At 57.8% G+C, this 19,708-nt stretch carries 22 protein-coding genes and 1 pseudogene; 21 read left to right on the top strand and 2 right to left on the bottom strand.

Features of this window, described 5'->3' with window-relative positions:
* Window positions 1–17: 17 nt before the first annotated feature.
* The 3 genes and pseudogenes from CJU94_RS37790 to gap all read left to right on the top strand — a co-directional run.
* Window positions 18–785 (top strand): annotated as a pseudogene (locus tag CJU94_RS37790) (transketolase-like TK C-terminal-containing protein); the annotation flags it as partial.
* Window positions 772–1,500: a phosphoglycolate phosphatase gene (gene gph / locus CJU94_RS37795; protein WP_095423671.1), complete on the top strand. Its 729-nt coding sequence runs from the start codon at window positions 772–774 to the stop codon at window positions 1,498–1,500. The pseudogene CJU94_RS37790 and the gene gph, both read left to right, overlap by 14 nt.
* A complete protein-coding gene (gene gap / locus CJU94_RS37800; protein ID WP_095423672.1) occupies window positions 1,497–2,507 on the top strand; it encodes a type I glyceraldehyde-3-phosphate dehydrogenase in 1,011 nt (336 codons plus the stop codon). Before gph ends, gap begins: the two co-directional genes overlap by 4 nt.
* Before the next feature lie 133 nt (window positions 2,508–2,640).
* Here the strand turns inward: gap and CJU94_RS37805 are convergent, their stop codons facing one another.
* Window positions 2,641–3,855: an NAD(P)/FAD-dependent oxidoreductase gene (locus tag CJU94_RS37805; protein WP_167397616.1), complete on the bottom strand. Its 1,215-nt coding sequence runs from the start codon at window positions 3,853–3,855 to the stop codon at window positions 2,641–2,643.
* Between the two features lie 250 nt (window positions 3,856–4,105).
* A complete protein-coding gene (locus CJU94_RS37810; protein ID WP_425272250.1) occupies window positions 4,106–4,831 on the bottom strand; it encodes an FCD domain-containing protein in 726 nt (241 codons plus the stop codon).
* Window positions 4,832–4,971: 140 nt separating this feature from the next.
* Here CJU94_RS37810 and CJU94_RS37815 point away from each other — a divergent pair, with 140 nt between their 5' ends.
* From CJU94_RS37815 to CJU94_RS37895, 18 genes are all read left to right on the top strand, one after another.
* The gene (locus tag CJU94_RS37815) at window positions 4,972–5,823 is read left to right on the top strand and encodes an alpha/beta fold hydrolase (protein ID WP_095423674.1); all 852 of its coding nucleotides are present in this window, start codon (window positions 4,972–4,974) and stop codon (window positions 5,821–5,823) included.
* Between the two features lie 141 nt (window positions 5,824–5,964).
* The gene (locus CJU94_RS37820; protein ID WP_244221172.1) at window positions 5,965–7,164 is read left to right on the top strand and encodes an aromatic ring-hydroxylating oxygenase subunit alpha; all 1,200 of its coding nucleotides are present in this window, start codon (window positions 5,965–5,967) and stop codon (window positions 7,162–7,164) included.
* Window positions 7,161–7,655, top strand: a complete 495-nt coding sequence (locus tag CJU94_RS37825; protein WP_157763896.1) for an aromatic-ring-hydroxylating dioxygenase subunit beta — start codon at window positions 7,161–7,163, stop codon at window positions 7,653–7,655. The genes CJU94_RS37820 and CJU94_RS37825 overlap by 4 nt, the downstream gene beginning before the upstream one ends.
* Window positions 7,656–7,713: 58 nt before the next feature.
* Window positions 7,714–7,941 carry a hypothetical protein gene (locus tag CJU94_RS41175; protein WP_157763897.1) on the top strand — a complete coding sequence of 76 codons (228 nt, stop codon included), beginning with the start codon at window positions 7,714–7,716 and terminating at the stop codon, window positions 7,939–7,941.
* Window positions 7,942–7,953: 12 nt separating this feature from the next.
* On the top strand, window positions 7,954–8,325 hold the full coding sequence (locus CJU94_RS37830) for a 2Fe-2S iron-sulfur cluster-binding protein (RefSeq protein WP_095423676.1): 372 nt from the start codon (window positions 7,954–7,956) through the stop codon (window positions 8,323–8,325).
* A 113-nt stretch (window positions 8,326–8,438) separates the two neighbouring features.
* On the top strand, window positions 8,439–9,383 hold the full coding sequence (locus CJU94_RS37835) for a catechol 2,3-dioxygenase (RefSeq protein WP_095423677.1): 945 nt from the start codon (window positions 8,439–8,441) through the stop codon (window positions 9,381–9,383).
* 77 nt (window positions 9,384–9,460) lie between these two features.
* Entirely contained in the window at window positions 9,461–9,787 is a 327-nt protein-coding gene (locus CJU94_RS37840; RefSeq protein ID WP_095423678.1) for a non-heme iron oxygenase ferredoxin subunit, read from the top strand.
* 69 nt (window positions 9,788–9,856) lie between these two features.
* A complete protein-coding gene (locus CJU94_RS37845; protein WP_095423679.1) occupies window positions 9,857–11,110 on the top strand; it encodes an aromatic ring-hydroxylating dioxygenase subunit alpha in 1,254 nt (417 codons plus the stop codon).
* A 10-nt stretch (window positions 11,111–11,120) separates the two neighbouring features.
* Complete coding sequence (locus CJU94_RS37850) at window positions 11,121–11,588, top strand: aromatic-ring-hydroxylating dioxygenase subunit beta (RefSeq protein WP_095423680.1); 468 nt, start codon at window positions 11,121–11,123, stop codon at window positions 11,586–11,588.
* A 153-nt stretch (window positions 11,589–11,741) separates the two neighbouring features.
* Window positions 11,742–12,227, top strand: a complete 486-nt coding sequence (locus tag CJU94_RS37855) for a bacteriohemerythrin (protein WP_095423681.1) — start codon at window positions 11,742–11,744, stop codon at window positions 12,225–12,227.
* A gap of 164 nt (window positions 12,228–12,391) precedes the next feature.
* Window positions 12,392–12,823: a GlcG/HbpS family heme-binding protein gene (locus tag CJU94_RS37860; protein WP_095423682.1), complete on the top strand. Its 432-nt coding sequence runs from the start codon at window positions 12,392–12,394 to the stop codon at window positions 12,821–12,823.
* 18 nt (window positions 12,824–12,841) lie between these two features.
* Complete coding sequence (locus CJU94_RS37865; protein WP_095423683.1) at window positions 12,842–14,302, top strand: 2-hydroxymuconic semialdehyde dehydrogenase; 1,461 nt, start codon at window positions 12,842–12,844, stop codon at window positions 14,300–14,302.
* A 2-nt stretch (window positions 14,303–14,304) separates the two neighbouring features.
* Window positions 14,305–15,087, top strand: coding sequence for a 2-oxopent-4-enoate hydratase (dmpE, locus tag CJU94_RS37870; protein WP_095423684.1), 783 nt, complete (start codon window positions 14,305–14,307; stop codon window positions 15,085–15,087).
* A gap of 57 nt (window positions 15,088–15,144) precedes the next feature.
* Window positions 15,145–16,059 (top strand): acetaldehyde dehydrogenase (acetylating), encoded by a 915-nt coding sequence (locus tag CJU94_RS37875; RefSeq protein WP_095423801.1) that lies wholly within the window; start codon window positions 15,145–15,147, stop codon window positions 16,057–16,059.
* A 19-nt stretch (window positions 16,060–16,078) separates the two neighbouring features.
* Window positions 16,079–17,125, top strand: a complete 1,047-nt coding sequence (dmpG, locus tag CJU94_RS37880) for a 4-hydroxy-2-oxovalerate aldolase (RefSeq protein WP_095423802.1) — start codon at window positions 16,079–16,081, stop codon at window positions 17,123–17,125.
* Window positions 17,122–17,910, top strand: coding sequence for a 2-oxo-3-hexenedioate decarboxylase (gene dmpH, locus CJU94_RS37885; RefSeq protein ID WP_095423685.1), 789 nt, complete (start codon window positions 17,122–17,124; stop codon window positions 17,908–17,910). Before dmpG ends, dmpH begins: the two co-directional genes overlap by 4 nt.
* Window positions 17,911–17,921: 11 nt before the next feature.
* Window positions 17,922–18,113: a 2-hydroxymuconate tautomerase gene (locus CJU94_RS37890; RefSeq protein ID WP_095423686.1), complete on the top strand. Its 192-nt coding sequence runs from the start codon at window positions 17,922–17,924 to the stop codon at window positions 18,111–18,113.
* A gap of 386 nt (window positions 18,114–18,499) precedes the next feature.
* Complete coding sequence (locus tag CJU94_RS37895) at window positions 18,500–19,636, top strand: porin (protein WP_095423687.1); 1,137 nt, start codon at window positions 18,500–18,502, stop codon at window positions 19,634–19,636.
* Window positions 19,637–19,708 lie beyond the last annotated feature (72 nt).

Here is a 19,708-nt window from a genome sequence, read left to right on the forward strand (position 1 = left end):
GCGCGAACCTGGCCCGCATGGCGGCCGTGATCAACAGCATGGCCCTGCATCGTGGGTCAATTCCCTATGACGACACCTTCATGACGTTTTCCGACTATTCGCGCGACGCTATCCGTACGAGTGCTTTCGAGCAGCAACGCGTGATACATGTCCTCGCCCATGATTCGATCGGGCTCGGCGAGGACGGTCTTACGCATCGGCCGGTCGAACACCCGGCCAGCCTCCGCCTGATCCCGAACAACCATGTATGGCGTCCCTGCGACAGCGTCGAAACCGCGGTTGCCTACCTGGCGGCGCTACAGCGCGGGAGCGGGCCGAGTTGCCTGGTGCTGTCCCGTCAGCCGCAGGCTCCATTCGGACGGGATAGCGAACGGATAGAGGCGATCAAGCGCGGGGGGTACGTGCTGCATGACGTACCGGCGCCCGACGTGGTGCTGATTGCCACGGGTTCCGAGGTCGAGATCGCGATGTGCGCGGCCGGCCAGCTGGCCGAAAGCGGCATTGGCGCGCGCGTGGTGTCGATGCCCTGCGTCGAGGTCTTCCGCGCGCAGGATGCGGCCTATCGCGAAGCGGTGCTGCCGGCGGCCGTACCGCGCGTCAGCGTGGAAGCCGGCGTGACGTGGTTCTGGAAGGCCGTGGTGGGCGAACGCGGCGCAACGGTAGGCATCGACACCTTCGGCGAATCGGCACCAGCCGATGCGCGGGGCCGGCACTTCGGCCTGACACCGGCCAAGGTGGCAGAAGCAGCGCGTTCGCTGCTGGAGCGTGATTATGAACACGCGTAGCGAAACGGTGCTGTTCGACCTGGACGGCACCCTGGTCGACACCGCGCCAGACATCGTGATGGCCGCGAACCACATGTTGGACGAGTTCGGCGCAGCTGCGCTGCCGTTCGAGACGGTCAGCGGTTTCATCGGCAAGGGCGTACCCAATCTCGTGCGGCGCACGCTGGAGGCGGCCGGGCTGAATCACAGGGTCGATGCGGAATCCGCCGAAGCCATATTTCATCGCCACTATTCCGAAGGCAACGGCCACTTCTCCCAGGTGTATCCGGGCGTGGAAAAAGGGTTGTCCGAACTGGCGCGGCAGGGTTACCGGCTTGCCTGCGTGACCAACAAGCCCGTGGCGCCGGCGGCACGGTTGCTCGCGCTTACGGGGCTGGCCGGCTATTTCGAGGTGCTGGTCGGCGGCGACTCGCTCGCACAGATGAAGCCGGACCCCGAGCCCCTGCGGCATGCTTGCCGGCTGCTCGAGGTCGAAGTGGAGCAGAGCGTCATGGTCGGCGATTCGCCGATCGATGTGGCGGCGGCTCGCGCGGCCGGCATTCCAGTCTACGTCGTACGCTACGGCTACGCCGGCCCGGACGGGGCTGAGGCGCTGACCTGCGACGGCCTGATCGATTCCTGCGCGGTTTTGCCGACGTTGCTGGCGTCTGCGACGCAGCGGCGCAGACACCGCGAGACAATATCTATTAACCATACGGAGGCACGGATTTCATGACCATCAGGGTTGCAATCAACGGCTACGGCCGCATCGGCCGCAACACGCTGCGGGCCCACTACGAGGGCGGCAAGAAGCACGACATCGAGATCGTCGCGATCAACGACCTCGGCGATGCCAAGACAAATGCGCATCTGACGCAGTACGACACCGCGCATGGCCGGTTCCCGGGCGAAGTGTCGGTCGACGGCGAGCATCTCGTCGTGAACGGCGACAAGATCCGCGTGCTTGCGAACCGCAATCCGGCGGAATTGCCGTGGGGCGAGTTGGGCGTCGACGTGGTGATGGAGTGCACCGGCTTCTTCACGACGAAGGAAAAGGCGAGCGCGCACCTGAAGGGCGGCGCGAAGAAGGTCATCATCTCGGCGCCGGGCGGCAAGGACGTCGACGCGACGATCGTCTACGGCGTGAACCACCACACGCTGAAAGCGCAGCACACGGTGATTTCGAATGCGTCGTGCACGACGAACTGCCTCGCGCCGCTCGTCAAGCCGCTGAACGACAAGATCGGCGTCGAAAACGGGCTGATGACGACGATCCACGCGTACACGAACGACCAGGTGCTGACCGACGTGTATCACGAGGACCTGCGCCGCGCGCGCTCGGCGACGCACAGCCAGATCCCGACCAAGACCGGCGCGGCTTCGGCCGTCGGCCTCGTGCTGCCGGAACTGAACGGCAAGCTCGACGGTTACGCGATCCGCGTCCCGACGATCAACGTGTCGGTCGTCGACCTGTCGTTCATCGCGAAGCGCGACACGACGGTCGAGGAAGTCAACGCGATCATGAAGGAAGCATCGGAAGGGGCGCTGAAGGGCATCCTCGGCTACAGCTCGGCGCCGCTCGTGTCGATCGACTTCAACCACAACCCGGCGTCGTCGACGTTCGACGCGACGCTGACGAAGGTGTCGGGCCGCCTCGTGAAGGTGTCGAGCTGGTACGACAACGAGTGGGGCTTCTCGAACCGCATGCTCGACACGGCCGTCGCGCTCGCGAACGCTCGCTAAAAAGCTTTACCCTCTGTGCGACGCGTGTCGCCGTCCGCCGGACGTAAATCGGCAATGCAGTGGATGGCAAAGCTCTTCTCTGCCCGCGCCGAAGCCGCGCCGGACGCGATACCGCTGCTTCCGTACTCCGGAATTATTGCTGGTCATCATCGGCAAGCTTGCGTATATCTAAATCGATGTCGATCATCTTCTTTCGATCGGGCGTTTTCCCACTCGCGATCAACCGTCTTAGTGGTGCGACCGCTTTGGGCTGGTTGATGCAGGTGGCCCCGACCAGCCGGTCGCGCAAGAGATGGAAGACGATAAAAGCGTTGTTACCGGCGTTGCCACGAACCAGTTCTTCGTCTCCTTGAGGAATCCCAAGAACCTGGATGCGCTGATCGTACTGGTCTGACCAATAGTAAGGAATTTCATCGTACGGTGCGGCTGTCGGATCCAGTAAACAGCGTGCCACTGCCATAGCCTGATTTTGGGCGTTCGTCCATGTCTCAATGCGCTCGAAATGCCCACTCACCGGGTTTCGCTGGCGTGTGACGTCGCCAACGGCATACACCTGGGGACACGTAGTGCGGCCATAGCGATCGACAAAAATTCCATCGTCACATGCAATCTCGGCCGAACGTGCCAACCCGTCATTGGCGCTGACGCCTATACCAACGACAACAAAATCGGCAGGCACGGTGGTGCCATCATTGAGAAGCACGCCTTGCAGTGAACAACCTATAACCTGCTTGCCGAGCCACAATTCGACACCATTCTGTGCATGCTGTGCGGCAACGAACGAAGCGAGTACGTCGCCGGCGCAGCGGTTCATGAGACGAGGCAATGCTTCCACGACACTGACTGACACCCCCATCCTGCTGGCAGTGGATGCAAGTTCCAGTCCAATTATGCCGCCTCCAATAACGACCATGCGTGCACCGGCAACAAGTCGCGCCCTGATGCCACGGGCGTCGCCGAGCGTGCGCAAGGTGAAAGACGGGAGTTCCACATTGGCGAGCGCGGCAAGGGGCCGCGGTTTCGCACCGGTCGCCAGGACCAGTGCAGAGTACGGGAGACTTCGGCCGTCGGCGAGGTGCACCCGTCGTTGCCTCCCGTCGATCGAGATAGCTGCGACGCCGTGCAGCCATTCGACGTTGGTTGCGCGGCTTGTATCGAGCCGAACCGCATCCCCTCCTTCGGACATGAACGTTTTTGATAGGGGGGGCCGATCGTATGCGAGTTCAGGCTCGTCGCTTACCGCGATGATTGAACCGTTAAATCCCCCTGCGCGTAACGCGCAAGCAAAGGAGACCGCGGCAACACCGCCGCCGATTATAGCTACGGTTTCAAGGTTCACTGCAGGCATGAGCGTGAGCCCCTGTAGCAGGATTGCGGAGTGCATCGGTTTACGCCGGTCGCGACGCTGTCACCGAGGTAAGCATACGCAACGACGCTACTGTTGAGAAGAGAAGTGGGGTAAAGCTTAATGTCAGATGCTGGATGAAGTTTCGTTATATTCATGTTTGTCCGCTAACGATAAAATTGCCGTGTACGCAACGTTCCCCGACCATGATTGGACTTAAAAAATCGCGCTGCCGCGCAAACTCCTGCTAGATCTAGCGATCCAGCAAATGGTTTAGCTTTGTCACGCTGACTGCCCTGCCGATGTGGTGTTCCAGCGCCTCGGAGGCGCTTCCCACGTCGCGAGCAAGGGCCGCCTCATATATCGCGCGGTGCTCATCGTGAACCGAGGTCGGCGGGGGACCATAAACCGCAGACAGACGGCGATACCGCTCAGCCTGTTGGTAGAGAATGCTGCGCATATGTTTAAGCCAGCGCGACGGGCAAGCGGCTAGTAGCGCTTCGTGGAATTGCCTGTTGCGATCTTCCCAATCATTGAACGCGATTGCCGGGTTCTTGACGAGTCGCTCTTCCGCAAGTGTCAGCTTGTGAAACGCGCTTACCAGATTAGCCTCCCAGTCATCGTCACCGAGTGCGATGCTTTGCTTCAGGGCTTCTATTTCCAGGAGAGATCGGGTGCGTGTCAGGTCTTTAAGGTCTTCCATGGACACCGGAGCGACGCGAAACCCTTTCTGCTCCTGCGCCACGACCAGCGAATCGGAAAGGAGCAACGCCATCGCCTCCCGAAGCGTTCCAGCCCCTACCTGGTACTGCGATTTGAGATGTTCAACGCGCAGCTTTGAGCCTGGGGGAAGCAACCCGTCCAAGATATCGCGGCGCAGTCGCCGATAGGCGAGTTCAATACGAGTACGTGGTTCGGGCTCCGCGCCATTAACGTCGGAGCCGCCACCGACAATATCAAGGGAAAAGGCTTCTGACACATGTACCCCATCGTGTAAATATTCTCACCAAGTATATCGCCAAAATTGTCGAGATTCCTCGGTACAACCACCTATAGCAGAATATCGAGATTTGGCTAATCTATCGAAACTATGATTCTTCCAAGAAAAACGGAACGCAAATGGACATTCAAGCAAATCCTGAAGTCGCCGATTCCGTGGTCGCTGCCGGCATACGGACGAACGTGCACGACAGGGGGCGGGGCTTCCCGGTTGTACTAGTCCATGGTTCGGGTCCCGGGGTAAGTGCATGGGCCAACTGGCGCACAGTTATTCCCGGACTTGCTTCCAGTCGGCGCGTTATCGCTCCCGATATGCTTGGGTTCGGCTTTACAGATCGGCCCGACGGTGCCACTTATACGATGGACGCCTGGTTGAAGCATCTAACCGGGTTGCTGGACGCCCTTGACCTAGCTCAGGTTGATCTTGTGGGTAATTCATTCGGTGGGGCGCTGTCGCTCGCATTCTCCATTAGATATCCGGAACGGGTGCGGCGTCTTGTGTTGATGGGTTCGGCGGGCGTCGAATTCGCGCTGACCCCAGCGCTGGACGCGGTCTGGGGTTATGAACCGTCCTTCGAAAACATGCGTCGCGTAATGGACCATTTCGCATATGACCGCAACCTGGTGACAGACGAGCTGGCGAAATTGCGTTACGAAGCGAGCATCTTGCCGGGTTTCCAGGAGTCGTTTTCCGCGATGTTTCCTGCGCCTCGCCAGCGCTGGGTAACTTCTCTGGCCAGCCGCGAGGACGACATTCGCGCGCTCCCACATGAAACACTGCTAGTCCATGGGCGTGACGACAAGGTGATTCCGTTGTCCAATTCTCTGACGTTGGCCCAATGGATTGAGCGCTCGCAGTTGCATGTGTTCGGCCGATGCGGACACTGGACACAAATAGAGCACGCACAGCGATTTGTCCAGTTGGTCGGGAATTTTCTTGCTGAAGCCGACGTGCAAACAGCTGGCCGCTGAGGCGATTGCCGACGAGGCAAAACCGGTGAGCGTCACTTTGCAGTTGGCCTACCGGTCGGCCGGTCGTAGAGTTTTTTCGTCCAGAGCGGGATGAATCAATTGCAAAATGAAAGCAGCAGGACGATCTCGGAGCGATAGATCATGAGTGCGAATGAAAGCAGTCGGGCGATCTCCAAGGATTTGATGTGGCCGAATCACATAAACAAGATTCCGAAGGAGATTTTCGGGGATCCCGCAATCTTCGACATGGAGCTTGACCGGATCTTCTACGGTCCAGAGTGGCACATGGTGGGCCACCTGGCGGAGTTGCCGGAGAGGGGCGATTTCAAGACATTCGACCTAGGTCGGCGTCCGATTCTGATCGCGCGAGGTGAGGATGGCCGGGTACGAACGTTTTACAACGCGTGTACGCATCGCGGGACGCAGGTGGAGACCTCGGTCTGCGGCAATCGGAAGAGTTTCGAGTGTCCCTACCATCAGTGGAGTTTCGATACAGATGGCGCGCTCGTTGGCTGTCCGGGAGCAAAGGAGTTCACCCCGGGCTTCGACAAGGCGAACTACGGTCTCCGGGAACTGCGTATGGAGGAGTTTCGCGGATTGATTTTCGTCACCTCTTCTAGCGATACTCAGCCATTGCAGGAGTGGCTAGGGGAGATCGCTGCTCCGCTTACGGACATCCTGGGCGGGGACGAGAAACTCAGACTCTTGGGCTACCACAAGGTGATTTACGCATCGAACTGGAAGGCATACAACGACAACGACGGCTATCACGCACCTTTGTTACACAGTGCCTTCCGGGTGCTGAACTGGCAGGGAGGAAAGGGCCGCCAGATTGCGACGCAGAACGGGCATAACGCGATCGAGGCGGAACTGTCGGTGCCGAAGGGCAACAGTTTTTTGAGTGATCCCTCGCTGATTGAGTTCAAGGGGGAGGACCCCAAGCAAGGCTCACGGGTGGTGCAACTTTTCCCCCTGGCCGTGGCAACCAAGCATCTGGACACGATTAATCTGCGGTTTGCGATCCCGCGGAGCGTGGACTCGACAGAGGTTCATTACGCCTACTTCGGCTTGGAATCAGATTCGCAGGAGATGCTTCACCATCGAGTACGGCAGAGTTCGAATCTGCTGGGCCCGTGCGGCATGATCTCGATGGAGGATGCTTCTATCTTTCAGCGTGTTCATCTGGGGACCTTCACGCCGGGGAATGTGGAGTTCCAGAAAGGTGTGAAGCGCACTGACGAGTTTTGGTTCGATTTTAAACAGAACGACGAGGCCAGCTTTCTGCTGAAATGGGAGCACTACCGAAAGGTCATGGACTTCGAAAGGAGGCAGGAAGCATGAGCGTAGCATTGGATCGTTTTGAGGTACTGGAGCGGATTGATTCGTTGCAGCAGGCCTACGTGCAGGCGTTGGACTCGGCGAAGATGGAGGATTGGCTCAATTGCTTCTCGCAACAGCAGGCCTCGTATGTTTGCATCTCTGACGAAAACGAGAAGCGAGGCCTCCCAATCGCGTTGATGCTGGACGACTGTCGCGAGCGTATCAAAGACCGGGTCTCATTTGTGACCAAGATATGGGCGGGGACTTTTGAGCCGTACCGTACGACCCACTTCGTGCAGCGGCTGGGGGTGGAGAAGATCGCCACGGACACTTATCGTCAAGTTAGCAACTTCTCCATCATGATTTCCCCAGAGATGGGCTCGAGCTATGTGCTGGCCACTGGGCGTTACCACGACCTTGTGGCCGTGGAGCACGGCAAAGCTGTGTTCCGGGAAAAGCGTGCCATCTACGACACCAGAATTCTGCCGCGGTATGTCGTCTACCCCTTCTGACATTGGATCTGCACCTTTGACTTGAGTGGCCCGCGCCTCCAATCAACGAGACGCGGCAATGTGGGGAAAGCTGCCCGTGGCTAATCGCGAGAATGAACATCAGGAAGTAACTCGGATTGCCCAGCACGATCGATTCGAGGGCAAATCGATTTTGCGATTGGAAGTTGCTGCGCAACCGGTGCGGCTGCTGTATGACAGCGTCGACACAACGGGGCGCGATGGTACGACGCCGATCGCTTCCCCTCCGCTGCCGTGCCAGCCATCTTGCCGAGCAAATTCTTTTTGAGGGAGCGGCAGTATGACCTGCAAACAAGCGGGGTTCACGCAAGGTGATGCCGACCCACGCGGGTCGACAACAGAGTCTTATACGATTCGTTTTTCGGAAACGGGCGAGATATATCGCTGCGGTTCAGCAGAGACGCTTTTGCAGGGCATGGCACGGCTTGGCCGGAGGGGTATCCCGGCGGGTTGTCTGAACGGAGGATGCGGAGTGTGCAAGGTCGAAGTGAGTCGCGGCTGCGTGCGTAAAACCGGAGCTATGAGTCGCGCGCACGTCTCTGCGCAAGAAGAGAAGCAAGGGGTCGTACTGGCTTGCCGCGTGGCGCCGCGTAGCGATGTTGAGCTTCGGGTAGTCGGCAAGATGAGGAAGGCTGTTGTCCGCGATCCGTGAGCGTCACGGGTACCTGACCGCAACTGAACGGTCGCCTGTTGGTGCTGAGCAGAACGGGTCCGTAACAAGTCCATCAGACAGATGAATGTCCGTAAACTATCAAGGAGACTGGGATGGGAATCATGCGAATCGGCCACATTAGTATCAGGGTAATGGATATCGACGCTGCAGCTACTCATTACCAGAGAGTAGTGGGAATGACGATCACCCACCGCGACGCGCAAGGCAACGTGTATCTGAAGTGCTGGGATGAATGGGATAAATACTCAGTGGTTCTCACCCCGTCTGACCGGGCGGGCATGAATCATGTCGCGTATAAGGTACGGGCGAATGCCGATCTTGACGAGTTGAAAAGTCGCATCGAGAAGTACGGCATTCAAGTGGAATTGATGGCCGCAGGCTGGATGCCCTTCGTTGGCCGTGCGCTGCAATTTAAGCTGCCCAGTGGCCATGACATGTATCTCTACGCTGAGAAGGAGTGCGTAGGGACAGAAGTCGGTTCGACCAACCCGGACCCATGGCCTGACAATGTTCATGGTGCAGGCGCGCACTGGCTGGACCATTGCCTGCTCATGTGCGAGATGAATCCCGAAAAGGGAGTCAATAAGGTCGCGGAAAACACGCGGTTTTTCATCGAAGCGTTGGATTTCTTCCAGACCGAGCAGGTAACGGTGGGCCCGGGCGGCATGATACAAATGGGGTCTTTCCTCTCCTGCTCCAGCAAGCCTCACGACATCGCTTTTGTGGGCGCCGACCGTTCGGGGCTTCACCATCTCTCGTTCTTTCTGGACTCCTGGCATGACATCCTTAAGGCGGCCGACGTGATGGCGAAGAACAAGGTTCGCATCGATGTTGCTCCGACACGCCACGGTCTGACGCGGGGCGAGACCATTTACTTTTTCGATCCATCGGGTAACCGCAACGAAACATTCGCGGGCTTGGGATACCAGGCGCAGCGCGACAAGCCGGTTATCACGTGGACGGAAGATCAGGCAGCGCGCGGGATCTTTTATCACACTGGGGTGATGGCGGAGTCTTTTACCACCGTATACACATAATAAGATGCAGTGTCGGGCTATGGCGATCGATTATAGGGATGACTGAATATTAACCAAATTGCAATGAGGAGTGGCCTGTGCAAGAGTCTGCATTATTTATCGGCAACCTGACCGATATCGCCGACCAAGACGTCTCTCGTTTCAATGTTCACGGGGTAGACATTGCAGTATATCGCGTGGGTGATGAAGTTTTCGCGACGTCCAATATATGTACGCACGGCAAGGCGTTCTTGTCCGATGGATATTTTGAGAATTTCGAAATCGAATGCCCGCTACACCAGGGGCGATTCGACGTTCGAAGCGGCGCGGCTTTGTGCAAACCTCTGACCGAAGACCTTGCAACCTACCGCGTCGAGATCGTCGAAGGGCATGTGTATCTGGAATTTCCGTGCAGCAATAACTGAACGGGTGCCTGCTATTGATTTCAACGCAAGCGTCGTTTGTGGATGAAGTATTCGAATCTGAGGTGAAATATGGCAAGCGTGTCCGTAGGGACAGGTTACTCCGAATGGGAGGAAGGGGCGGTAAGTCGCATTCCGTACAAGATGTATTTCGATGAGTCGGTGTACGAACAGGAGCAGGAGAAGATCTACCGCGGCCCACTTTGGCACTTCCTTGGCATGGAGGCTGAAGTGCCGCAGATCAACGATTTCAAGTCGACGTTTGTCGGCGAAACACCGGTCGTTCTGACAAGGACGGAAACTGGAGGCGTTGCCGCCTGGATTAATCGCTGTGCTCATCGCGGCGCAATTGTCACTCGGGAGCGAAGAGGGAACAAAGAGAGCCACCAATGCGTTTATCATCAGTGGGCCTTTGACAGTTATGGCGATCTCGTCGGCGTACCGTTCCGGCGTGGTATTGCTGGAAAGGGAGGTTACCCGAAAGATTTCAATCTCAAGGAGAATGGCCTCACGAAATTGCGCGTCGAGGCGATCAACGGCGTCGTCTTCGCGACGTTCGACGACAGCGCACCCACGCTTAGAGAATTTCTCGGTGACTCCGTGTGCGCAATGATGAACCGCATATGCGGCAAGCCTCTCAAGCTACTCGGCTATCACCGCCAGCATCTACATGGCAATTGGAAGCTGTATCTGGATAACACGCGTGACCCTTATCACGCAAGCTTGCTGCATCTTTTCCACGCCACCTTCGGGCTTTATCGCAGTTCGCAAGAAGGCTTCAGTCATGTGGATGGAGCAGAAGGCATGCACAGTATCCTGTGCGCAAAGACCGGTACGGATGACAGTGCTAGCAATGCGGAAGCATATTCGAACATGCGCAGCTTCCAGCCCGATACATTCACGCTCCAGGACCCGTCTATCCTGAAAGGTCGCAAGGAATTCAATGACGACATCAGCTTGACTATCATGAGCGTTTTTCCGAGTCTGGTTGTCCAGCAGATCGCGAATTCGCTATGCCTACGGCAGGTGATCCCGTCCAGAAATGATGAGACGGAATTGATCTGGCATTTCTTCGGTTATCAGGATGACGATGAAGAAATGGATCAGATCCGCCTCAAACAGATGAACCTCGCCGGTCCTGGCGGCCTCATTTCCATGGAGGACGGCGAGGCCGTCGAACTTGTGAATCGCGCCATGCGGCGTGACGGTGATAGGTGCACGGTCTTGGAGATGGGTGGGCGAACTGCAGAAGGTGCGGAACACCTCGTTACGGAAGGGAGCATTCGCTCGATGTGGGCTGCATACCGGAAAGTAATGGGTATTTAAAGGGCGCAAAATGAACCAGGAAATCTTTTTTGAAGTATGCGACTTGCAGGAGAACTATGTTCAAGCCATCGACAATGACAGACTCGAAGAGTGGCCGGAGTTCTTTGTTGAAGAATGCAGGTACAAGATCATCCCGCGGGAAAACCTTGACGAAAACCTGCCGGCAACGCTGTTGAACTGTGATAGCAAGGGGATGCTGGTCGACAGGGTCGTTTCCTATCGGCATGCGAACGTATTCAACGTTCACTACACGCGCCATGTGGTTGGGATGCCCCGGATTATTTCGGGAGACGACTCCATCCGGGCACAGACCAACTACTGCGTATTCCAGACTCAACTCAATGGCGTGAGTACGATCTTCCAGGTGGGCACCTATCTGGACGAGATTGTCCGGGTTGGAGGAAAGCTGAAGTTTAAGTCAAAAGAGTGTGTAGCCGATACCTTTAGCGTTGATCGTCTCCTCGCTACGCCCGTATAAAAATTCGGCTACACATTGCCGTGGGACTGGACAATGTGAGTTGAGGGGCAGGCGTTGCATTTTTGTTTGCATGGGCGCTGGGTGAGGCGTGAGCCTTCTTGATATGAAGATTGCTCGTTTGGTCCACAAAGAAAAGGTACTCGACACGTGAAAATGGAAAGCTTTACCGGTTCTGAACCCGTCGCACCGATCAAATGGAGCGATTCTTTTTTGTTGGGCTACGACGCAATGGACTCCGTGCATAGGGAGTTCGTCGATATCGTGCACACGTTGCAAAGCTCGCCGGATGAGAATCTTGCACGCTGCCTGGAAGCGATCGCGGTACATGCCCAATCTCACTTTGAATGCGAAGATCGCTGGATGGTTGAGTCAGATTTCCCCGCCCGTGGATGCCATATCGACGAGCATGCAGCTGTACTGGCCTCTGTGGAGCAGGTCCGGCTACTTCTAGCTGAAGGCAATGTTGATCCATGTCGGCGCCTTGGAGACGAGTTGGCGCGCTGGTTTCCCAGCCACGCCGATCATCTTGATTCCGCGTTATCGCACTGGATGTGCAAGCAGAACTACGGTGGCAAGCCTGTCGTGTTTCGCCGTGATATGAAATTTTCAGGGGAGCTAACGGGCATGATCGATCGGTGAGAAGAGGTGATGAATGACCCCGGTTGTAGTGGCGATTAACTTCGTGGCTTGAATGCGTGCAATTGACCAAGACGCGAAAGGTGGCACAAGCGCCATCAATGCATTGATATGTCTGCGAAAGTGAGAGCTGGGCGAGGAATAAGCGTGATGATCCGGAGGCAAGTGTGGGCGAGCAAGATCAGACGAGGCCATTGAAATGGGAAGCTGCTCGAAGTGCGGTGGAGGGCGCGGTTCGCAAGGCGTTGGAGTTGGAAGTACGGATTTGCGCGGCTGTGGTGGATGTGGGAGGCAATCCGCTAGCGTTCCTGCGGATGCCCGGCGCACCGCTGCATTCAGTCAGCATCAGTGAAGACAAGGCTTATACCGCGGTGAGCTTTGGAATGCCGACCAGCCGGTGGCATGACGAGCTTAAAACTCAATCGGAGGCCGTTCGGCAAGGGCTGCCGTCGCGGCCACGGTTTGTTGCGTTCGGCGGTGGCCTGCCAATTTGTGTAGCGGGTGAAGTAATCGGCGGTATTGGCGTTTCAGGCGCCTCGGAAGAGCAGGACGAGGCGTGCGCGCGGGCAGCTCTGGGAGCTACGGGTCTGCTTCGGTAGCGAGATTTTGGGGAAACTGTGAAAGCGAGAGATATCAGGAATTTCATCGACGGCGAGTACATCGATACGGGACGGTGGTTCGACAAGCGTGCGCCGTACGATGGACAGGTGATCGCGCGTGTTGCGGAGGCGGGAAAGGCGGAGGTGGACGCGGCTGTGCGTGCGGCGCGCGAAGCGCTGGTGGGCCCGTGGGGCAAACTAGCGGTGGCCGATCGCGTCGACATGTTGTACGCCATTGCCAACGAGATTGATCGACGCTTTGAAGATTTCGTCGAGGCGGAGATGACGGACATGGGTCAGCCTGGTCAATTTATTAGGCATGTGGACGTGCCGCGCGGGGCGGCGAATTTCAAGATCTTCGCCGACGTGATCAAAAATGTGTCGACGGAATTCTTTGAAATGGCTACGCCTGATGGCCGCGGAGCGTTGAATTACTCGGTACGAAAGCCTCTGGGCGTGGTGGCAGTGATCTGTCCGTGGAACCTGCCTTTTCTGCTGATGACCTGGAAGGTGGGACCTGCGCTAGCCTGCGGCAACACTGTGGTCGTGAAGCCCTCGGAAGAAACCCCACAGGCCGCCGCATTACTTGGGGAAGTGATGAACGCTGTTGGCGTGCCCAAGGGCGTGTTCAACGTGGTCCATGGGTTTGGTCCTGATGCGGCGGGGGAGTTTTTGACGACACACCCGCAGGTCAGTGCCATCACTTTCACCGGCGAAACGCGTACGGGCGCGGCAATCATGCGAGCTGCGGCTGACGGTGCGCGCCCCGTGAGTCTGGAGATGGGCGGCAAGAACGCTGCCATCGTGTTTGCCGATTGCGACTTCGACGCCGCCATTGAAGGCACGCTGCGCTCGTGCTTCGCCAACTGTGGCCAGGTCTGCCTGGGTACGGAGCGGGTATATGTCGAGCGCCCTATCTTTGATCGTTTTGTCTCCGCGCTCAAAAAAGGCGCTGAAGGCATGCAGCTCGGCCGCCCGGAAGATCCGGCCACCGGCATGGGCCCGCTGATTTCGCAAGAGCATCGTGACAAGGTGCTGTCGTATTACAAGAAGGCGGTTGAAGCGGGCGCGACGGTGGTGGCGGGCGGCGGTGTACCCGATATGCCGGACGCGCTCAAAGGCGGCGCGTGGGTACAGCCCACCATCTGGACGGGCTTGGGCGACGACTCGGTGATTGCCCGCGAGGAGATCTTCGGCCCTTGCGCGCTGGTCATGCCATTCGACAGCGAAGAAGAGGTGATCCGCCGTGCCAACGATAACGACTACGGCCTGGCCACGGCGATCTGGACCACCAATCTGTCGCGTGCGCACCGCGTGGCGGGGGCCATCGAGGTCGGCATTGCGTGGGTGAACTCCTGGTTCCTGCGCGATTTGCGCACGCCGTTCGGCGGGGCCAAGCAGTCGGGTATCGGGCGCGAGGGCGGAGTCCACTCGCTGGAGTTCTACACGGAACTCAAAAACGTTTGCATCAAATTGTGATCATGGACAAAACTCAAATCACCGAGCTTGGCGACGCCCTGTATCAGGCACTGACCACGCGAACCGTGCTCGATCCGCTGACCGAGCGCCACCCCGATATGACGATCGAGGACGCCTATCACATCCAGCAGCGCATGATCGAGCGTCGTGTGCAGGCTGGTGAAACCATCATCGGCAAGAAGATCGGCGTGACGTCGGCGGCCGTGATGAACATGCTTGGCGTGTATCAGCCGGATTTCGGCTACATGCTCGACGGCATGATCTACAACGAAGGGCAGTCGATCGAGATCGGCACGCTGATTCAGCCCAAGGCCGAAGGCGAGATCGCGTTCATCCTCAAGAAAGACCTGATGGGGCCGGGGGTGACCAACGTGGACGTGCTGGCGGCGACCGAATGCGTGATGCCGTGCTTTGAAATTGTCGATTCGCGCATCCGCGACTGGAAGATCAAGATTCAGGACACCGTGGCGGACAACGCTTCGTGCGGCGTGTTTGTGCTGGGTGACTGCGCTGTTGACCCTCGCCGGCTTGATCTTGCGCTCTGCGGCATGGTGCTGGAGCGCAACGGGGAAATTATTGCGACCGGATGTGGTGCGGCGGCGCTGGGCTCGCCGGTCAACGCCGTGGCCTGGCTGGCCAATACGCTGGGGCCTCTGGGCATCCCGCTTAAAGCGGGCGAGGTGATCCTGTCGGGCGCGCTGGCGGCGATGTTTCCAGTCAAGGCGGGTGACAGTTTCCGCGTCAGTATTGGCGGTCTGGGAAGCTGTTCGGTGCGTTTTCATTAGGCGTGTCAGGCCCACGGCCCGGTGGTCGTGGGAACGTTATCTCTTTATGAAGGGCGGATCATGAAAAAGATCAGATGTGCAGTGATCGGGCCAGGCAACATCGGCACCGATCTGCTGGCCAAACTGCAGCGAAGCGCGGTGCTGGAGCCGGTGTGGATGGTGGGCATCGACCCGGAGTCTGACGGGCTGAAGCGGGCGCGTGATCTCGGTATCAGGACGACAGCAGAGGGGGTTGACGGGCTGCTGCCGCATGTAGTGGCCGACGGCGTGCAGATCGCCTTTGATGCCACCAGTGCGTATGTTCACGCGGAGAACTCGCGCAAGCTTAACGCGCTGGGCGTGATGATGATCGATCTGACGCCGGCGGCAATTGGCCCGTACTGCGTGCCGCCGGTGAATCTTAAAGAGCACGTGGGCAAGCGCGAGATGAACGTGAACATGGTGACCTGCGGCGGACAGGCCACCATTCCGATGGTCGCGGCTGTTTCACGCGTGCAGCCGGTCGCTTACGGAGAAATCGTGGCGACCGTATCGAGCCGCTCGGTGGGGCCCGGCACGCGTAAAAACATTGACGAATTCACGCGAACGACGGCTGGCGCGGTGGAGCGGGTCGGGGGCGCGGAAAAGGGCAAGGCCATCATCGTGATCAACCCGGCGGAGCCGCCGCTGATGATGCGCGACACGATTCATTGCCTGACCGAAAGTGAGCCGGATCAGGAGAGGATTACCGAGTCGATCCACGCGATGATCAGGGAAGTCCAGAAGTATGTGCCCGGTTACAAGCTGGTCAACGGACCCGTATTCGACGGCAAGCGCGTGACTATGTTCATGGAGGTCGCGGGTCTTGGGGACTATCTGCCGACCTACGCCGGCAATCTCGACATCATGACCGCTGCTGCAGCACGCACGGCGGAAATGTTCGCCGAAGAGATGATCGCCGGCAGGCTTGAACTCGAACCCGTTGTGGCCTGAACCGTCCAGGAGAATGAAGATGAACCTGCAAGGAAAGAAGATCACTGTCCACGACATGACGTTGCGTGACGGGATGCATCCCAAGCGTCATCAGATGACGCTGGATCAGATGAAAGATATCGCCTGTGGCCTGGACGCGGCGGGCATTCCATTGATTGAAGTTACACATGGCGATGGCCTCGGCGGCTCGTCAGTGAATTACGGATTCCCGGCACACAGCGACGAAGAATATCTGGGTGCCGTGATCCCGCTCATGAAGCAGGCCAAGGTGTCGGCCTTACTGTTGCCGGGCATCGGCACCGTCGATCATCTGAGGATGGCCAGGGACCTTGGCGTGCACACCATCCGGGTGGCCACCCACTGTACCGAGGCCGATGTGTCGGAGCAGCACATCGCGCTGGCGCGCAAGCTTGAGATGGACACGGTGGGCTTCCTGATGATGGCGCATATGAGCAGCCCCGAAGGGCTGGTCAGGCAGGCAAAGCTGATGGAATCGTACGGCGCCAACTGCGTCTACATCACCGATTCGGCAGGATATATGCTGCCCGACGATGTCAGGGTTCGTCTGGGGGCGGTGCGCGAGGCGCTCAAGCCGGAGACGGAACTGGGCTTCCACGGACACCACAATCTGGCGATGGGTATCGCCAACTCCATCGCGGCCGTAGAGTGTGGCGCCGGCCGTATCGACGCGGCAGCGGCCGGCCTTGGCGCGGGGGCGGGCAACACGCCGATGGAGGTGCTGGTTGCCGTATGCGATCGCATGGGGATTCAGACAGGCGTGGACGTGTGGGCGATCCAGGACGTGGCCGAAGACCTGGTGGTGCCGATCATGGACTTCCCCATCCGGATTGACCGCGACTCGCTCACCCTGGGTTATGCCGGGGTCTATGGGTCGTTCCTGCTGTTTGCCAAACGTGCCGCACAAAAGTATGGCGTGCCGGCGCGCGAGATTCTGGTCGAGCTTGGGCGCCGGGGCATGGTCGGAGGCCAGGAGGACATGATCGAAGACACGGCCATGACCCTGGCCAGAGCACACACAGTGCAGGCGCAAAAGGCGGCGGTATGAAACTCGACAAGTCGACGATTGCGCGCCTTGCCGAGCACCTTGAGAACTGTGAACTGCGCGCAGAGGATACGCTCAAGATTACCGACGAGCATCCCGAGATGGACTGGGAGGACGCTTACGCCATCCAGGACGAGATCCGCCGCCGCAAGATCGGCCGCGGCGGGAAAATCGTTGGGTTCAAGGCTGGGCTGACCTCGCACGTCAAGATGAAGCAGATGGGGGTGGATAGTCCATGTTTCGGTTTCCTCGCTGACTACTTCTCTGTACCCGATGGCGGCACGTGCAAGACTGCAGAGCTGATCCATCCGAAGGTTGAGCCGGAAATCGCTTTCGTGACCAAAGCGCCACTCAGAGGCCCGGGCTGTCATATCGGGGCAGTGCTGGCGACGACCGACTTCGTGATACCAGGCATCGAAGTGATTGACTCGCGCTACCGCGACTTCAAGTTCGATCTCAAGAGTGTAGTAGCGGATAACACGTCGGCCGCACGCTTCGTGGTGGGTGGGCGCGCGCTGCCGGTGTCTGAAGTGGATCTGTGTAGCGTTGGCGTCGTGCTGGAAAAAAACGGTGAGCCGGTTGCGTTCGGAGCGGGTGCGGCGGTGCTGGGCCACCCGGCCGCGGCGATTGCGATGCTGGCCAATCATCTGGGCTCGCGTGGGGAGGAGATTCCGGCGGGCAGCCTGATTCTCTCGGGGGGGATTACGGAAGCCATCGCTGTCCAGGCGGGCGATGCCATCACCCTGCGTGTGCAAGGCATGGGCAGCACGGGTTTGCGCTTCATTTAAAGGAGAATCACATGCCGATTGCGCAGCTGTACATCGTTGAAGGGCGAGATGCGGAAAAGAAGGAGCGATTGATCGTTGAGGTTACCGAAGCGATTCACCGGGCGATTGACGCACCAACCGAATCCATTCGCGTGATCATTACCGAAATGCCAAAACAGCACTTCGGCATCGCAGGTCAAAGTGCGCTCAAGTGGGGACGATGACGTAACTGGAATATTGGTGGGGCACCGTGGAAGCCCCGCATCGTCCGTGCCTCGGCAGCGGTCCTGCCAACTATGAACTGCCGAATATCGATGCAGCAATGAGGGTAGCGCCCTGACAAAGTTGATGTGAGACTCGATTTCATATCCGTGAAGAGTGTGAAACCAACCGATTTTGTCCCGGGTAACGGATTGCCGCTACCGGTACTTAATGCGCTCCTCGATGTTCTCGGGACGCATGGCGGGAGGTAGAACAGAAATGGGTTTGGTCTTCGATAAAGACAACGATCGAGTTGGTCGATGTTGCGATGAAGGCCCGCAACGTCAAGCATGAGCATGATCGCGGAAGGAAATATCCTGCAGTCAAAAAATAACATAAGGAGACGGAGATGAAATCGAAATTTTTCATAGCTGGAGGACTTGCATTATGCGCAAGCTCTTGTTTAGCGGAAAGCAGCATCACTCTATATGGTGTCCTGGACACCGGGGTCGAGTATATATCGCACGCAGGAATCGGAAATAACAGACTAGTCCGTATGGCTGGAATTACGGGAGAATTACCTTCCAGGTGGGGGATTCACGGATCCGAGGACCTGGGGGGATCCATGAAGGCTGTGTTTACGCTTGAAAATGGTTTTAACGTACGAGATGGTTCAGTTAATCAGGGTGGGCGCTTTTTTGGACGACAGGCGTTTGTAGGACTGGACACCCGGTATGGTGTATTGACCTTTGGTCGGCAGTACACCATGTCCTATTGGGCCCTCGTTGATTCGGTCGTAACAGCGGTAAATATTTATGGCGTGCCGTCATTTGATAACTATCTACCAAACGTCCGCAGCGATAACACAATTTCATATCGCGCGACCTTCAAGGGACTGATGGTTGGGGCAACATATTCTTTAGGGGGGCGCGATGCCGCGGGAACCGGTAACGCCCCCGGTTCTGGCACTTGCGCGGGGACCGGGGCCGGCAATGTAGCTTGTCGTCAATGGTCGGCAATCCTTAAGTATGATGCCCCGCTATTCGGTGTTTCGATCGCATATGATGAACAGCGAGGCGGTACAGGAGCAAGCGCGAGCTTTTTCAACGGGAGGGCGCCTATACCTCTCTCGGACAGCGGCGATAAAGATGCGCGCGCTTATGCGAACGGTTATATCAATGTCTTAGCCAATGCGAAAGTTTCGTTTGGGTGGATTGGGCGAAGGGTCGACACAGTCCTGGCGACGCTACCGAACGTACACTCCAACATTTTTTATGTGGGCGCTGCATACACATTCACGCCGGCATTTACATTAGACGGGCAATTTGTAAGAACGGTGGATCGTACCCAAGATACAAGAGGGTCGATGGGCGTAGTGCGAGGAACATATTTGCTATCAAAACGCACGGCTGTCTATGCGCAGGTCGCTTACCTCATGAATAGTACGAACGCACAATATACAGTGAGTGTGGGCGGACCGGGCGCGACACCAAATGCCGGAGTAAATCAATTTGGGGCAATGCTTGGAATTAGAACGACATTCTAAGGAAATTCTAAGGAAACACTGATCGATGAGTTCGCTGGCGGCGCTTCCGACGAGACTGCTTTCAATTGTCGG

Origin of the sequence: Paraburkholderia aromaticivorans (assembly GCF_002278075.1) — a bacterium.
Classification (GTDB): domain Bacteria; phylum Pseudomonadota; class Gammaproteobacteria; order Burkholderiales; family Burkholderiaceae; genus Paraburkholderia; species Paraburkholderia aromaticivorans.

Excerpts from the sequence above, each read along its gene's own strand:
- CJU94_RS37805 (WP_167397616.1), bottom strand. The coding sequence starts at position 3,855 with ATGCCTGCAGTGAACCTTGAAACCGTAGCTATAATCGGCGGCGGTGTT.
- CJU94_RS37825 (WP_157763896.1), top strand. The coding sequence starts at position 7,161 with ATGAGCGTAGCATTGGATCGTTTTGAGGTACTGGAGCGGATTGATTCG.
- gph (WP_095423671.1), top strand. The coding sequence starts at position 772 with ATGAACACGCGTAGCGAAACGGTGCTGTTCGACCTGGACGGCACCCTG.
- CJU94_RS37845 (WP_095423679.1), top strand. The coding sequence starts at position 9,857 with ATGGCAAGCGTGTCCGTAGGGACAGGTTACTCCGAATGGGAGGAAGGG.
- CJU94_RS37855 (WP_095423681.1), top strand. The coding sequence starts at position 11,742 with ATGGAAAGCTTTACCGGTTCTGAACCCGTCGCACCGATCAAATGGAGC.
- CJU94_RS37895 (WP_095423687.1), top strand. The coding sequence starts at position 18,500 with ATGAAATCGAAATTTTTCATAGCTGGAGGACTTGCATTATGCGCAAGC.
- dmpH (WP_095423685.1), top strand. The coding sequence starts at position 17,122 with ATGAAACTCGACAAGTCGACGATTGCGCGCCTTGCCGAGCACCTTGAG.
- CJU94_RS37850 (WP_095423680.1), top strand. The coding sequence starts at position 11,121 with ATGAACCAGGAAATCTTTTTTGAAGTATGCGACTTGCAGGAGAACTAT.
- CJU94_RS41175 (WP_157763897.1), top strand. The coding sequence starts at position 7,714 with ATGTGGGGAAAGCTGCCCGTGGCTAATCGCGAGAATGAACATCAGGAA.
- CJU94_RS37815 (WP_095423674.1), top strand. The coding sequence starts at position 4,972 with ATGGACATTCAAGCAAATCCTGAAGTCGCCGATTCCGTGGTCGCTGCC.
- gap (WP_095423672.1), top strand. The coding sequence starts at position 1,497 with ATGACCATCAGGGTTGCAATCAACGGCTACGGCCGCATCGGCCGCAAC.
- CJU94_RS37830 (WP_095423676.1), top strand. The coding sequence starts at position 7,954 with ATGACCTGCAAACAAGCGGGGTTCACGCAAGGTGATGCCGACCCACGC.
- CJU94_RS37820 (WP_244221172.1), top strand. The coding sequence starts at position 5,965 with ATGAGTGCGAATGAAAGCAGTCGGGCGATCTCCAAGGATTTGATGTGG.
- dmpE (WP_095423684.1), top strand. The coding sequence starts at position 14,305 with ATGGACAAAACTCAAATCACCGAGCTTGGCGACGCCCTGTATCAGGCA.
- CJU94_RS37835 (WP_095423677.1), top strand. The coding sequence starts at position 8,439 with ATGGGAATCATGCGAATCGGCCACATTAGTATCAGGGTAATGGATATC.
- CJU94_RS37890 (WP_095423686.1), top strand. The coding sequence starts at position 17,922 with ATGCCGATTGCGCAGCTGTACATCGTTGAAGGGCGAGATGCGGAAAAG.
- dmpG (WP_095423802.1), top strand. The coding sequence starts at position 16,079 with ATGAACCTGCAAGGAAAGAAGATCACTGTCCACGACATGACGTTGCGT.